This is a genomic window from Vibrio sp. MM46, assembly GCF_027587135.1.
Taxonomy (GTDB): domain Bacteria; phylum Pseudomonadota; class Gammaproteobacteria; order Enterobacterales; family Vibrionaceae; genus Vibrio; species Vibrio harveyi.
Window position 1 is genome coordinate 99,768 of record NZ_JAPPTO010000007.1, and the last position, 15,759, is coordinate 115,526.

General features: G+C 39.7%; 10 protein-coding genes. All 10 read right to left on the reverse strand.

Annotated features, from left to right (window positions below; genetic code table 11):
• Positions 1–303: 303 nt before the first annotated feature.
• The gene (locus OH459_RS09920) at positions 304–1,827 is read right to left on the reverse strand and encodes a hypothetical protein (RefSeq protein WP_269986524.1); all 1,524 of its coding nucleotides are present in this window, start codon (positions 1,825–1,827) and stop codon (positions 304–306) included.
• Positions 1,820–6,769: an AAA domain-containing protein gene (locus OH459_RS09925; RefSeq protein WP_269986526.1), complete on the reverse strand. Its 4,950-nt coding sequence runs from the start codon at positions 6,767–6,769 to the stop codon at positions 1,820–1,822. Before OH459_RS09925 ends, OH459_RS09920 begins: the two co-directional genes overlap by 8 nt.
• A 136-nt stretch (positions 6,770–6,905) precedes the next feature.
• Positions 6,906–7,307: a hypothetical protein gene (locus OH459_RS09930; RefSeq protein ID WP_269986527.1), complete on the reverse strand. Its 402-nt coding sequence runs from the start codon at positions 7,305–7,307 to the stop codon at positions 6,906–6,908.
• Between the two features lie 3 nt (positions 7,308–7,310).
• Positions 7,311–8,531 carry a hypothetical protein gene (locus OH459_RS09935; RefSeq protein WP_269986528.1) on the reverse strand — a complete coding sequence of 407 codons (1,221 nt, stop codon included), beginning with the start codon at positions 8,529–8,531 and terminating at the stop codon, positions 7,311–7,313.
• A 444-nt stretch (positions 8,532–8,975) separates the two neighbouring features.
• A complete protein-coding gene (locus OH459_RS09940) occupies positions 8,976–10,055 on the reverse strand; it encodes a DNA cytosine methyltransferase (protein WP_269986529.1) in 1,080 nt (359 codons plus the stop codon).
• Positions 10,048–12,138 carry an ATP-binding protein gene (locus OH459_RS09945; protein ID WP_269986530.1) on the reverse strand — a complete coding sequence of 697 codons (2,091 nt, stop codon included), beginning with the start codon at positions 12,136–12,138 and terminating at the stop codon, positions 10,048–10,050. Before OH459_RS09945 ends, OH459_RS09940 begins: the two co-directional genes overlap by 8 nt.
• Complete coding sequence (locus OH459_RS09950; RefSeq protein WP_140062418.1) at positions 12,128–12,433, reverse strand: XRE family transcriptional regulator; 306 nt, start codon at positions 12,431–12,433, stop codon at positions 12,128–12,130. The genes OH459_RS09945 and OH459_RS09950 overlap by 11 nt, the downstream gene beginning before the upstream one ends.
• Before the next feature lie 194 nt (positions 12,434–12,627).
• Positions 12,628–14,256, reverse strand: coding sequence for a Tn7-like element transposition protein TnsE (locus tag OH459_RS09955; RefSeq protein ID WP_269986531.1), 1,629 nt, complete (start codon positions 14,254–14,256; stop codon positions 12,628–12,630).
• A gap of 9 nt (positions 14,257–14,265) precedes the next feature.
• On the reverse strand, positions 14,266–14,856 hold the full coding sequence (locus OH459_RS09960) for a TnsD family Tn7-like transposition protein (RefSeq protein WP_269986533.1): 591 nt from the start codon (positions 14,854–14,856) through the stop codon (positions 14,266–14,268).
• Positions 14,857–14,870: 14 nt separating this feature from the next.
• Entirely contained in the window at positions 14,871–15,734 is an 864-nt protein-coding gene (locus OH459_RS09965; RefSeq protein WP_269986703.1) for a TniQ family protein, read from the reverse strand.
• Between the last annotated feature and the right edge of the window lie 25 nt (positions 15,735–15,759).

The window sequence follows — 15,759 nt, forward strand, 5'->3', positions numbered from 1 at the left end:
GCTCGCCGTCCGACGTGTCAGAAAGTAAACAAGTGAATGTCAACGTATTGCGCATCATAACCATGTCAACAAGCATAAAAAAAGCGAAGTCATGTGACTTCGCTTTAGGTTCTCGCTACTTACATAAACAAGTGTAATTGTCGGAGGACAATAAAATTTGATCTAAAATCATCTCTAGTGAGACTAAATTCAAGCGTTCTAAAGCAAAAGTTTGATCACTTTCAACTCAAAACAAACAATAGAAAAGAAAATAGCAACAATAAAGTTTGTCATTTTTTATTGGTCTTCATATGACTCTATCGTCTACTCTTTGCCCAACTTCAGTACTGACCTCTTCGAAGTCGAGGACTTATATGAAATTCTAGAATCTGTTCGAGCGTCGAGGTTCCAATCTGGGTCCAATAAATCTTGTAATAGTGCCTTTTTGGGCCAAGATGCTTTAAGTTTAGAGCTATTACCTAGTCGTTCTTTTAATATCCCCTCCAACAAGTTTAGTCGTTCAACATCTATAGTTGCGTAACCAATAGGAACAGAAACCCCACTGTTGGCATTTGGATACCCGTGATACTGGACAACTCCGAAAATCCCAGGAATCAGGAATATCTCCATGCGATCTAAGTTGTTTGATGTCATTACTCCATTAGGAACATGTTTACTATGGAAGCCCCTAAATACGTTTCCATCCCAGATGTTTTCACCATGGTGAATGGCAACAAATTTACTCAGTTCATTATGATTTACCAGGGCTTTTTGAACTTTGTCACAAAAATCGCTCAATGACTGATTATTAGCTCCCCAAAGCCCAACATCACTAGGTAGCCAATATGCGTTAAGAGAGGCTACAGACTTAGATTCATCCATATCATGCAATGCTTCATTAAGCATCTTCATAATGGTAACTTGATTCTTATCAAGATAAATCGGTCCAAAGATTGAGCGAGTAACCTGACTTCCGTAACCAGTCTTGCGTAAATTTCTGGCATTCAACCAGCTTGAATAATCAATATCGAACCCTTCAGCAAATGGCTCTAGGACTTCGTCTTTAACTAAACGACTGTATTCCTCTGCATCAATGCCACCTTCAAAGCGCGGTATACTTCCTAAGTAATCGGCTATATGTGCTTCTAAAGAAACACTTAAAGGGAGCTCTAGGCCATTATTTATGAACTCACTCGCACGAAAAATTCGTTTGACTTCCTGTTGGTTTAATTCACTAGGTACATAGTGAAACTCGATGTCAACAGGAAACTGAATTGTCCCTCTGTTGATTCCAGATACAACTTTGTACAGTTTGGTTCTATTTCTCTCTCGTTCTGTTCTTCTGCTTAAATTTAAATGCATTTTATATTGAGCACTAAAATTACTGATAGCATCTTCCAGTTTTAAAGGTTTGCTAGAGTCAATCGATAGCTCTGGTAATCCTATGAGTCTGTAATTGAACCCTCTATCTTTACGAATAGAATGTGTCAGTGAGTCGAATATCACTGTTTCATTGCGCTCAACATAACTTGTTAGAATTACATCATCACCTTTAGTTGACTGTTGCTTTAATACACTAGTAGGCACCAACAATCCTTCCGAATCCAAAGAGATCAGTTTATTAGACATCAGATTGCTAATTAATTGTTCAGTCTCTCTCGTGTTTAGACCAAAATACCCTGACACTTCACTAGCTGATATCTTTTCCAGTACTAACAGTAACTTGCAAGTAAAAAGCTCCAGAGCAGGAAGAAGTTTCTCTTCTGTCCATGCACAATTGAGCTCATATTTATTAGCAGGTACAAGAACAGTGATTTTGTTGCCCAATCTCATTTCCGAATTACTCACAACTACCTCCTAATAGCTCTGAGGCACTAATCAACTGATAGTCACTAGAGTTAGACTCAACTTGTTTTTCAACGAAATTCAACACATCACACAAAGAAGAGTTACTTTTGTCCTTTTTCCACATGTTCTGAGCACCGAGTATAACTAGTCTTTCCTGAGCTCTAGATATAGCTACATTAATCCGAGAACCATCCTTCAAAAATCCTTGGATCTTACTTCTATTGTCTCGAACCAAACTTAATAAGATTATTTGATTCTCCTGACCTTGGTAAGAGTCAACAGTATCAATCTTGATCAAGTGTCTCAAAGGAGCCATCCACTCTTCCTTACTGAGAGATGCTTCAATGAGATCTCTTTGTGCACGATACATAGCAATAATTCCAATAGGGAATGGAGATTCCGTACTAACTAAAGACTCTAAGTTCGAAATAACGTCTTTTGCTGTGAGTTTTTTCAATAGGCAAAGAATAGAGTCTACTTCTATTTGGTTTACATAACCTGTTTTATCTTTTCTTTCTCCAGCATCGGAGCTCGAGTTAACCCAAGTTACCCCGGTATTCCAAGGACTAGGCAAGTCTTGATACCAGTTAGGAGCCTCCCCTCTTCCTGTATGGAGCTTCCCCATATCGCTTGCATAGAAACATTCAGATACCAAATTACCAATAGGTTCTATCATTCGGTATTGAGTATTCAACGTTACTCCATCACACGCCTTAAAGCATTTTTCAAAGTCACTTTCGTCAAAGATATCTGCGTTGACATCTAGTTGTTTACTGGCAAATTTCAAATGTTCCTGATGATAAAACGGTGGCAATTGTTTGTGATCACCAACGAGCAAAACTCTTCTAGCTGATTGCATTGCGACCATAAGTTCACTAGCTTGCGCTCTTCCTGCTTCATCAATAATAACCCAATCAAATTGAGCTGATTCGATAGAAAGTGACGGCTTACCAACACCAACTAATGTTCCACATACCAGCTGCTTTGTTTGCAGCATAAACTTCTCATAGCCTGCTTCACCACCACCTAAAACATCAATCCACTCTTTACTTATGATTAACACATCCTTTAGGCGGGAAATTTTCTCTGGATTATTTACTCCATAACGAGCTGATATAATTTGGTTGAGTTTGTTAAATAACTGACTCGTATCCTTTGGAAGATCACCAATAGTGCTATCAAATAATTTAGCAGTTACCTTTTTAATTTTCTCCCAAGTGTCCTCTCGCTCTGAGTAAATAGCTTCAAGTTCTTCATTATCAACAACTGTTACTCCAAGCTTCCTTGCTTTATCTTCATACTTCAATGTTAACTGATCAAACAATGATGTTAAGGGGCTTAGTGCTCTATAAGTTCTAGTCGCTTCAGAAATTAACCCTTCGGGTAAGTGTAAACGTTGAGCAAGACTTTTTACTCTAAGATCATACTCTCGATGAAATTTATGCATTGACTTACGTTGAAGTGACCTTGAATGAGATACAAGCATTCTCTCGTCAATTAAAGTTTCATTACCAACACGAATCGTATCTAAATCATTACCCTTTTGAGCACATAACTCCTGTACTTTAATCGCTACATTGTCAACAGCGCTATGTTGCTGACCCACTAGCAACACATTTTTAACCCCCTCAAATTCATAAAGATAATGAATGAACTTAGCTATAAATGTAGTTTTACCTGTACCTGGTGGTCCTTGCAGGACACCTATAGGACCATACTTAATGAGCTCTTGAAAAGCTTCAAGCTGTCTTTCATTAGTTTTTTTACCCGGTTCATCATAAGTACTTCTTAGGAATTCGATGCTTGGCTCACACGAAAGCTCAGCGCGCTCAATGCGAGAATGTGGGTCAAAATAATCTTTTAAATTAGAAATTAATGCTTTGTTGCTGAGAACACGATCAAGTGCTTTTTTCCGAAGTTCACGAGAAGATTTGTTTCTTATTGACTCAATTTTCAGTAGGCTTCCTAGTTTTAGTTTCCTTACTGCAGAATCAAACCTTACTTTAATTGAAAGATAATTAGCGTTTGATTCAAATGAGTTGATCTCTCCAAAAGGCTCACTAAAGTTACCTGAGTAAACTAATAATTTATCATCAAAATCAAACTCAATTTGCTCATTCCCTACCACAGAGTAGGGTATTAGTATCCCATTAGATCCCTCTTTAAATTCACCAGACTCAACAGAAACCGTTGTTCTCATATCAGTTTCAGTCTCACTAAGTGATTTCCAGATATCAACTGGTTTTATAGATAGTTTTTCTTCTTCGGTTAGGGGAGGTAGTTCTTCCGAATTGTCGCTAAATTTCTCAACAATAAGGTCAATTACAGGTTCTAATCCCATAATAACATCGACGATAGGATGCTGTTCACACAGCGATCCTTGTTTTACAGAAATACACTCTTGAATATAAGCTGTCGATTTACTTGATGCTGAAATTACCGAGCTTAGCGGTATATTTTCATCAAGCTTCACTCTTGTAATCGCCCTTTTCTCAACATCAATTTGTAACTGAAGAGTATCTTTAGCTCCGGTGATATAACAATCTAACACCTCTTCTTTTGCTCTATTATTCCATTTTACATTGAAGTAAAAGCCTTCTTCCAATGACTCTAAGATCTTAGGCTCTACTGGGAACTGATGACTTCCCCAACATAGCTCCAAGAGCGAATCAAGCTCCTCTTCATCTTCATGCTGAACTACCGTAGTTTGAGGTTTAAGAGCTTCCTCTATACTCTTCAATATAGGAGTAAGAGAAATAGGAACAATATCTCCTTTTCCTAATCCTCTGTTTATTTCTTCTTGGATAATTTCCGAATTTTCATCTCCTAAGATGTATTCGGTCATCTTGTACACTGAGTACCTGTCTCGGCCAAAGGCATCAGTTGATGAAGGGTTACTTGGGCTATAATCAGCATTAAATGCTGGACTTTCTGTACCAAAATCAAGTAAATCTATCAGCGCTAGATTTAATCCTTCTTCCTTTTTATCAATTAATATATTTTCAGGGTGAAGATCACCATGATATATACTTTTGTTATGAAAAAGATCTACAAGCTCTATGATTCCTTTACATAATTGAGCTTTTGCCAACATATCTAAATCAGTAATATCAACATAACTATATAAAGTTTCTCCCGGAATATAATCAGTAACTAAAAATATCCCTCCCCCTTGCATAACACCAGAGTCAAGAATACTTTGAGTTGGTAGCATTGCTGACTTCACATCTTCTAATCTAGAGAAGAACTGTTTAATTCTTCTATTCATAGCTGGATCAGACTTATCAACCTGAACGTTTGACCACACCTTAACGAGTACTTTCGAGCCCTCACACTGCGCTAGATATACCTTTTTACTATTTGGGCTTCCTAGCTGTGAATATGCTTCAGCCTCTGTTCCTGGATAAGCTGGATAGACATTTAAAAGGTTAAATGGATTGATGTCATGACGAATTAAAGAGCTATTCATTAGCTCCTCAAAAATTTTACTATCTTCTAATCCAATCTCTTGCTCTGAAGATGTAAGTTTATTGAACTCACTTAACATCTCGCCAGCATTTGAATATCTTTCTTTTGGGTCCCACTGTAGCGCTTTTTCAAACCAGGTGTTAAGAGCCCCTCCAAAAAGGTCTTCTTCTGGCTTAATCCACTCTGGCGTATCGCTAGAATCCAGTTTTTTAGAAAAGCAAATTTCATAAGCCACAAGAGCTAATAGAAATACATCAATTCGAAAAGGATCAATTAACTCACTCTGATCAAAAAGTTCATCTTCAGGAAGTTTTATATCACTGCTTTGTAACAGTTTACGGTGCTCAGAAATAGTTCCTTTGTGCTCAAAGTATGAGGCAGCAAAACCAGAGACTAGAACAGTTGAACTCTCAGAGGCGTACCAGAGATTATGTAAAGCAATATCTCTATGCGCGATGTTTAGATTATGAAGCTCATCAAAAGGTGACAGAGCGGCTCTAACAACATCAATTCTTTTATTTTTCGGCCAGCTCTCAAGATCTATAGCCATATATTCATCAAGCCTAGAGTGCGTTTTCCTTAACTCATAGACTTCGCACGTATCTTCCGTTACATCATCTTCAGAGAGAGAGTTTAAAGAGCGAAGCAAATAATCAGGCAATACTGTTTGATTCCTAACATACTGACCTATGTTAGATTCTCGCAATGCTATATTTGCCCACGTTGTTTGTAATGCTGACTTAGTGCCTAACTGAGAAAAGTCCCACCTTCTTATGAGCCCCCCCAAAGTGGGCATTTTTTCATCGTGAGCTTTAAACTCATTGTATAAACTTTCTCTATGAGTAAACCACGCGACATCTTTCGATGCGGTGTAACGACCAACCTTTAAGTTCTTAGGTTCGACATTTGGCCCATCAAAAAAACGATGAATATATGAAAGGTTACGCTCTGTATTCGGTCGCTCTTTACCAGACTTGATAAAAAAATTGGCAACACCATTCTGTCCAACTATCGACTCATAGTCTTTTCTAATTGCCAAAAACTCATCGAGTGAATGAATGAACTCTTTTTCGCTTGGTGGGAGGTTCTCAGCTGTCGCAGTCCCACATAAAACTACATGAGCCTCCACATGTAAACCATACCCAAGAAAGTTCTCTAGTTCACTATTTAGAAGAGTACGAATACGCTGAGCATGCTCTCGCTTTATTTGATATGGACTTTTTCCACGATTACGACCATTCTGGTACCAGATCCCATTGTTAGAAGTAATTGACCCGTTCCATTCCTTCAGTTCAACAACTAAAATACGGTCATGCGTTATAATCAAGCAGTCTATTTCCATAGAGCCTTGGGAATCAGCTATCACAATACCCGCATATGCTTGCCAACTATCCTGCAAGCTTTTTTCCATCTTATCGACAGCTCTTAATTCACTTTTATGTAAGCCTGCTCCGCCAACTTTAAGTACTCGCATTCTCGTCTCTTACAAATCTTATATGTAGTTCAATGTATGAGCACACTATATCATATGCTGGGTAAATTAAACTGACTTCGAACTGTTTTAGACTACTCTAAGTTGCTCTTTTCACAGCCCTATGGAGTGCTTATATTCATGTAGTTTCATAATTAATTTCGGTTCTCAGAACCGTTTCACCATCGACTTTTTTGATTCTGAATGGGTGCTTAATTTCAATCACTACTGAACAATACTCTTCGTTTACTTTTGCATCCCATCGAACGCCTTTCTCAGAGCAGGCTTTCATTACGTGATCCAGCCCATCTTTACCACTTTCAGAAAACCCAAATAATCTAGAACCCAGACTATGCTTGTCGTTAATATCGCTAATATCCACCTCAATGATCACAAGAGGGGTTTTCCGGTAATAGAAATAGGCACAGTGAAAGGTTCGAGCCTCCTGTGTGAGTTTGTTCTTGTATATCAGAGAGGCGTTGTCGGGCTTTGGCATCGCCAAACACTGTGTACCTTTATGTTCATAATCAGGAAGCTTCATTAGCTACTCGATAACCTTTTCAAAAAGTTGAAAGTTACCTGTGGGAGCGACTTCCTTTGGAGCCTCGGGATTAGTTGGATCATCACAATCATTGCGATTGTTCGCCCAGTCTAGCTCTTGCGCAGATCCGTTTGCTGTTCCATGACCAACTCCAGAGGTATCAGGTGTTGGTTCTTCTGTTGTGTTAACATTAGGCGCTACCCTCGATAGTGCTTTTCCTGGGGACACGGTTACTTCATCTTCAGTATCACAGACAAATCGAAAGCCTTCTTCACTGAAGACATCCCTTTTTCTATGACTACCTGGCGTAGCTTCAAAGTCTAACTGCGAGTCTGGGTCTATCCGGTTAACTTCTGGGCGCTTGCGGTTACTTGGCTCAACAGGAATAACATCGACTTTCTTTGGATGGTATATCGAGACTTTTTTTCCATAGTTAAAATTCGACGAGTAAACTGTCTTGATTTCTTCAACATGGAATAACATTGGGTCGCTTTCATCATACTCACCAGCAAGCTTAAATCGCCAATTTTTTAGTGGTGGTGGTTCAAAGTTAAAGTTCCACTCAGTGCTTTCATCTTGTTGTAACTTGCTATAAATACTGTTGAAACTTCTTGTTGCCTCAGGGTTAAGCAACAACCACCTCAAGTGGTTGCATGCATCCTTTGAGTTCAAGTTCTTTAAGGGGTAATCCGACGACCGGTTGAAACAGATAAAGCACTCTTTTCCAATATCATCCACGACTGCCATCCCTAATAAACCATTTGGTCTTAAGGCTGTGCGTGTTAGATGTACGTTGTGCAAAAAGAGTGCTCGAGCAAGTTCTATACACGAAACAACAAATTTTAAGTTGCCTTCCTTTAAGATGATTGAATGCGATTTGCTTGAAAAGGCTCTTTGAAAATTATCTGATACTTTTATGTCGATGATTTCGCGTTTATGTGGAACCTTGCGTTCTTTGTTTGAGTAGTGAGAGTTCACAACCAACATCGGTGTCAGCTCTGCCGGTACGCGACTTTTGGGGAGACCTGAAAACTGAACGTTGATATAAGACCGGACTTTATTATTGAGGACGCGCTTGGTGTGGATACTTCCAATGTTGATTAGCGGTATGTTTTCAGGAAAGTGCCGCAGCTCTCTGCCAGGCTGGGATGTCCAATCGGAGAATTTCCCGTGCAGGTTTCCTGCATCGCGCACGGCTGAGTCCAGCAAGTCGTTCAATCTCACATACAGGTCTTAAAACACGAACGCTTTCGCTAGAACTGCTGAACTCTCCGGCTTTAATGAAAGGAACGTAGTCCTTTCCCGTCCCTTCGCCTCGTTTTTCATCTAAACGCTTTTGGTCTTTCTTATTGAGTGGCTTATCTGCACCTAACATAAAAAACCTCCGACTAAGCTAAACTTAGCAAGAGGTTAAAAAACGATCAAACTTTATTGTTCGTCGACAGTAATTGTGAGAGGACATTAAAGTTTGAAACTTTTCTACTTCCAAAGTTTGCTTCTATCATGGATACCAAAGACTAAATGTAACAATAAAGATTGAAACTTAGACTAAACCAACATGACTATCCAAAGAAACTGTGACAACAAAGTTCGAAACTAACTACTGAGGATTCTTCGTTAGTTGCTTTCCGCTAGTGATGCAACATATGTTGCATCACTATTCTTTACTTAAAAATTTGAAGACTTATTTTTACCTATTGCATTGCTACAAGCTTCACTCATTATTCGCGCAAACTCACAAGGAAGAGCATTCCCAATAATTTGGCATACACGGTCAACGGAATCAGTTGCAAACTCAAATGTATCAGGAAAAGTTTGAAGCCTTGCAGCTTCTCTTACAGAGATTGTACGAAGCTCACTTGGATGGCCAAACCGACCTTTGCTTAAAACTGTACATCCACCTGTAATTGTAGGAGAAGGGGTATCCCAACTCATTCGACCATAAACATTACCAAATCCACGATCTTTGCCTTGATGGCATTTAGGTCGTAAATGTTCAGGGATATCATATCGTGGTCCCCCAGGTTTCACATGCTTAAGTCTTTCTATATTTATCTGAGAAAGGTTTCTAGTTATATGCCAATTCAAACTTCTTGGACCACCGTACGAGGGAGCCTCATTCAATGGTGTTGGCTTTCCAAGACCATTCAGAGCCTCTTTTACAGTTTTCCACTTTGGAAGGCCATCTTTTCCTGTTCTTGAGTGTGTTGGCTTTGGAATTGCAATTTCAAAACCCAACCCAGCAAGCAATACAAAACGACGTCTCTCCTGTGGGACACCATAATCAGCAACTTGTAGAACATCATAGTTGACGATATAACCCAACCTTTCTAAAACCTCAATAAAGTCAGATAAATATAGATTCCCTTTCGTCATTAAACCGGGGACATTTTCTATCATGACAGCTTTAGGTATTAAATCTTTTACAAGACGAGAAACCTCATTGATTAATGAATTTCGATTATCATTTCGCTTATATTTTGAGGTTAAGGATGAAAAACCTTGGCATGGGGGACACCCAGCTAACAAGTCTAGCTGTCCTTGCTCTATACCTGCTTGTTTTAACAATTCTGAAGACGATACATGCTGGATATCTCTTTCTATAACCTTTGCACCTTCATGATTGACTCGAAATGTTTCAGCGGCAACAGGGTCTATTTCAACAGCCGCATTAATAGTAAAACCAGCTTGTCTCATCCCTTCAGACAAACCTCCCCCGCCGGAAAATAAATCAATCGAATTATACATTTTCTTGTTTTCCTAACTTGCGATCAATTACATTAAACAAATCGTTTAATGGAGAATCTGCTTCCGCCATTCTCTGTAAAAGCTCTCTAGTCTGAGGGCCACCAAAGTTGACCGCATCGATAATGCGAGAGTCATCGTAGTGTTCAGAAACCCCCACAAGCATAGATGCAAGCAACTCTAAGTAGTCTTTTCTTGATTGAAGGCATATATCCTCCCAAGTTAGGACATTAACTTGAGGATCACGAGATGTAATAGAGTTATTCGGGTTTTTACCAATCAGCACACCATAAACGGTAGCACTTGGATACATATCCTCTAACCAACCAACATAAGTAGTTAATTGATTCAAATGTTTCCGAATTAAAGGGATTTGCGGATTTTTTAATTCAACTGCAATAATTGTGGAATGGTTCGTATCGCTCAAAAAAGTAAAATCAGGTCTCGTACCAGAGTCAGGTTGCAACATTAGCTCTTTTCTCGCTTCCCCATGTCCTCCTAAGGTATCTTCAAGTGCTGCCTTCTTAGCTATCTCTTTCAACGACTCATCAGCGCTAACCTTACCCTTATCAGAACCAAGTATCCAAGGGAACTTTTCAAGAAGAGCCTGCAATTGCCTCTCTGTACCTGTTTTGCTCAATTCATAGAGCTTTGAAAGTGCATAGATTCGTTGAGCTACTGTTACAGAAAGCGACAGGGACTCAGGTACTAAATATTTATGTATATCATTGAGCGTATCGACGAACTGCTCTTCATTCTTCTCAGAAGTCTCAATCTTATCCCAAAGAGACTTTATGATATTTCTTGTAGGCCTATGTGTCCACGCTGAAGTTAATTTTGAGATAACTTCCGATTGCAAGTCTTCGTCTTTATATATTTTGGGACTCATGCTACAGACCATATCTTTGATAGCAGTTTTCTCTTCAAATGTAATCTTAGGTATGTCTGGCAGGGTTTCTAGTTTTGTAAGAACCTTATCTTCATTGGTTACCTTTTGATGCTTTCTGTATGTAGTAATCCATTGAGAAACTAACTTTTTCCCCCATTCATACATAGGTTCAGTTGCATCATTCTCCCAGTTAACACTTGTTCGATCAGTTGATACTACATCATCATCTAGTTCATCCAGCCAATCTGCTTCTATCACACCATACATGTAACGCGTAGATATTTCTCGCCCTTTTAACCCAAATACAAACGGCCTATCTTGCGCAATTTTACCGTGTGCATATACGCCGACACCAGCTTGATCTTGTGGCCACTCAGCTTGTTCAACAAAACCAACCCAATATTTTACAAAACGTTCTTCCCCATTTAAATTGATAGTTTCCTCATCAAATCCAGATTCCGGCACACGCAGAGAAAAATGAGGTAAGGCTTGCTCTTCGGTAACAATTTCTTTATCAACATATACATTAAAGTCATCTCGGAGTAGAGTTACTGTAAAGCGCTGACCAATAGATTCTCGTAATTTATTTTTAGATAAAGCACGCTTCAAAGATAAATTGTCCATAACAACAAGCGTACCACTATCATCTATTGACTCAAGAAATCGAGCTATGTAACCGTGCGTATCATAATGTAAAGGCAGCTCTTTAATCTCAACGCCATCACATATAACATTAGGCTTATAGCTAAATTGTTGCTCCGAGTTTTCCCCCGACTCAGATAACAAGCCTTGAAGATCAATTTCTATCCAATAACATAATTTAGTTTCACGACTCACTGTAAGCAAAGATAGCTTTTGTGCTATACCAAATGGGGCTAATTTACCTATTCCTTTGCGGCCCATCATTCTACGGCCTTTTTCAGTAAGTTCCTCAACATTATCAGCTGTTCTTTTTCGCTTACCAATTACAAGGTAATTATCAGATAGAACCTCTCGTGTCATTCCTGCGCCATCATCATACACAGCGAGGTGCTCTGATCCTATATCCAACCAGACATTGGTTGCGTCAGCATCCCATGAATTAGATACCAACTCAGCTAAAACATTTGTTGGTCGATTTTGATACAATTTTAAGCCTAAATGTTCAATTACATTGTGACTGTATCTTAGCTCAAGCACCTTGCGCTCAGACATCATAGCCATCCTTATTATTTTTTAATGAAAGTTGGGGATTACCACCAAACTTGCCAACTTCGGCAGCACCGCGTGATTTTCTTTTAATTAACTCTAGTTGGCTAATAACACTTTTAAAATCAACGTTTTTTTCAGCCATTTCGCCTATCAGAGCGGCAATAACACCCAATTCGTTTGGTATCCGACCACTACTAGCATTATTCGTTACCGAATTGGGATGTTTTTTCAGTAAAACAGCAAACTCCTTAGCAGAAACTCCGGCCTTACCTAGGTGCCTAGAAAACTCATCATAGGTCATAATATATCACATATTTTAATGTATTTTACACATTAAAATATGTGATATATGCAGTCTTTTCAAGCCCAAAGAGCAAAAAAGTAACCTAGCTCAGGGGCTACCTAGACTTCTGTTTTTTGGGTTCAGTGTGTCAATAGAAGGAACAAAATGCGATTGTCAGGCTTTAGCATCACCAAGTAACATATTGAGCAACGCTATAGCTGATCTGCAACTCTTCCTGCCCAATCTAAAATTGATTCGGTTGGAATACCTGTCGGGTGTCCCTCTACTGATTTAGGATGAGAAATGCCAATGTGCTTTTTGAAGCCAAACATGGCATCCATTTCTTGTGTGGGCCATCCCAAAGACTTTGTCACCACACCTTTTTTGATTCGAGAAAACTGCTCTTTCCAATTGCGAGTATCAACCTGCCGTATACATTTTGTGGAGATCCATTTACTCAGGCCTGTTACATCAACTTCGAGCAAGTAATTCACATGACCATTTCGCTCCACGACAACGCAACGAATCGTTCTCTTTGTACCAGAGTCAATCAAGTGGCACTTACTACGTCCAACCTGATCCAGTTCATGAGTGTAAGAATCAATGATTGTGCAGGCGTATTTTTCCTCTAGCATTTGCACCATCATGTTAAAGGCCGTAAAGCGAGAGGCATACTCCTCTGACCTATCAGTACAATCTTGCATACCTCCGCCTATGTCTGCCGAAGGTATCCCACCATTACTGCCAGGCTCATGGGTACTTACCTTATCACCAGCTTTCTTAGCTGCATCTTTGCTTCTATCTGGCCGATGACTCCTTTTGGGCGTTGTTGCTTTCGACGTTGAAAAACGATTTTTAAACCTTATAGAGCAGGTATTTTCACCTAGTAAGAAGGCATGGTTAGCATCGGAAGCCTCACGATCATCATCGATAATATGTTCTTCTGGTCGCTCGTATGGTTCAGGGCATTTTCCACCAGTGGTTGGCTCTTGGCCTTCATCTGGATGCGTAAAAGAAGGGTTATGGAAATAGACCCTAGACGGCATTTGAGCATTAATTTCAATATCCGTGATCTTTTCAACCAAAAAGTAGCAACCACTCGTATCAAGTCTGCCGCCATATGAGAAAGACCACCCAGACATTTGTGGCGGGTCAAAGTGAAATAGCCAACGCTTATACCCCGCAGACACATCTCGTTCCTTTTCGACGTTGAAATATCTAAAAATCGACTCAAATGAACGCTTTACATTGCTATCAATAAGCAACCAGCTCAACATTGCTCTCGTTGCTGAATCATTGAATGCCGAAGGAGGAAAGTTTGATGTTTGCAACACTTCGATATTGGCATAGTCCTCCTTGGTATTTACTTCGACCTTGAAGTCAGTAAGCAAACGAGAAGACATTAATGACGCTCGCGATAAGTACGAGCTGGCATAAAATAGAACCCTTGCCAGCTCAAGCTGAGGAATAACCAGTGTAGGGACAGCGCCTCGGTCTAATATAAATGCATGTTGCTCTGACTCTTTCTTTCTCAAAGACTCTGCTGACTCTGAGTCAGGGAACTCACTCAAACTACTGTGTCGAAGGAACTCATTACTTCTAAATTTGTGATGTCCTCGTTTAGCGTAACTTTCTGATAACCCTCTTTGGTTAATTATCCTTCCTCGATACAAAGCAGGAACGTTAGAAAATGCAGTCGCATGAAAATTATTTTTCTGCTGTGGTGGATAGCACCAAACTTCAATTGAAGGCCGGTAAGACGAATCACTTGTTCGTACTAATACTTTACCTGTATGGACTATACGTACATCATCGTCACACTTGTAAAACCTAGCTCCCATACCATTTCCTTATTTGTAATCTGATCCTGTAGTTACCCAGCCAAGTAAATCTGCGATAACTGGCATTATTCTTTCGTTGGAAAGGTTTGCTGAACGCATCAATTGCCAGCGACTCATTCCTGAGCCTGTTTTTGATTTTGCGATTACCGCCATGACTAGCCGACGAGCTTGAAACTCAAAGATGCTTTCTTGATACCGATTCAAAGCAAGAGATAGCAAGGGTAATAAGTTCAGTTTTTTGCTTACCGAGCCGTAATCATCTAGCTGCTTAAGTAAGAAATTTTTACTTCTTCGAGGGCCATCAATAACGGTATCTAATCGCTCGACAATCCTAATAAGCTGCTTAGTTAGTGATCGGTCTCTTGCGCTCCAGTCTACCTTTTTCTGCCTTACATGAGATTGGGATTGATGGACTCGATTGAAAGCTAATAGCCAATCTCTATCATTTCGGTACAGCCAAGCATACAGTGCACCACCACCTGGAAGTTTGCGTGCTTTCTTAATAGGGGTCTTACGTATTAAGTTACGCCACAGCTTACGTTTTTCTGCACTTGGATTTGGCACAAGATGAGCATCGCCCTTCGGGAGAGATACTGTCACTTTATCTTTTGATTTTACTTTTTTATGATTTCACTAGCCGACATTTCAGGAATAAAGGCAGACCAAACGGTTAAGTGCTGTAGATAGCTAAAAGCTTTACGATGATGGCGAAATATCGTTCGAAGCCAGTTAGTATCTCTATCAGAATTGATAGTTAACTCAGGGGTAACGATTTTACTTACAACTAAGTCTGCAATCTTATCGTGTGCTATCTGTTTAGTACCTTTTCTACACCCAAAGTCGAGTGCTAGATGATTGTAGAAAAGACTCCATTGACGCTGAGTCGGAGAGTCTTGGGCTGGTAAGCACATTACCTCTTTAGCTTTGTTGGCCAAATAAGCAACCTGCTGCTCCGCTTTATCCGTGGTATTACTTAAAAGGGGCTGACATTGTATTCGGCCACATGCATGGTACGTGTGTCTACTATCATGGTAAGAGGCTGTCGATTGACTTCGAAGTCCATGCTTAGGGCAGTGAGGTAAAGATGGCAAAAACCACAATCTAGACCAATAACTTTCCCCATATTTTTGCTTTTGTTCCGCGACACAAGCTGGGCAAACACAAAAGTTATCCGACGTTTTTACAATAGAAGCTGGGGCTCCTAGCATTAGATGAACAGAGCCCTTAGCGCAATGTTCCATTCGCTCCATCGCTCTAATCCTAATGCTTTCATCAACAAAAGGAGCGTAAATCGGGAACATTGTATGTTCATAAATAAGCTGTTGGACGTCAAATCGTCCCGTGTTAACTAGCTGCTCTGATATCGAAGACAAATGACTAGGCAGGTCAATTGTCGCAATCACTTTTCTGTCACCATACACTTCATCTAGTAGCTGTTTAGAACTTGTAATCGCACTGCGAATTCCAGCTCTAGCCACCAAGCTATAGATTAATTCATCTGGA

What these genes read in the sequence shown, in the direction of transcription:
- OH459_RS09930 (WP_269986527.1), bottom strand. Translation starts at nt 7,307, where the DNA reads ATGAAGCTTCCTGATTATGAACATAAAGGTACACAGTGTTTGGCGATG.
- OH459_RS09940 (WP_269986529.1), bottom strand. Translation starts at nt 10,055, where the DNA reads ATGTATAATTCGATTGATTTATTTTCCGGCGGGGGAGGTTTGTCTGAA.
- OH459_RS09925 (WP_269986526.1), bottom strand. Translation starts at nt 6,769, where the DNA reads ATGCGAGTACTTAAAGTTGGCGGAGCAGGCTTACATAAAAGTGAATTA.
- OH459_RS09950 (WP_140062418.1), bottom strand. Translation starts at nt 12,433, where the DNA reads ATGACCTATGATGAGTTTTCTAGGCACCTAGGTAAGGCCGGAGTTTCT.
- OH459_RS09945 (WP_269986530.1), bottom strand. Translation starts at nt 12,138, where the DNA reads ATGATGTCTGAGCGCAAGGTGCTTGAGCTAAGATACAGTCACAATGTA.
- OH459_RS09955 (WP_269986531.1), bottom strand. Translation starts at nt 14,256, where the DNA reads ATGGGAGCTAGGTTTTACAAGTGTGACGATGATGTACGTATAGTCCAT.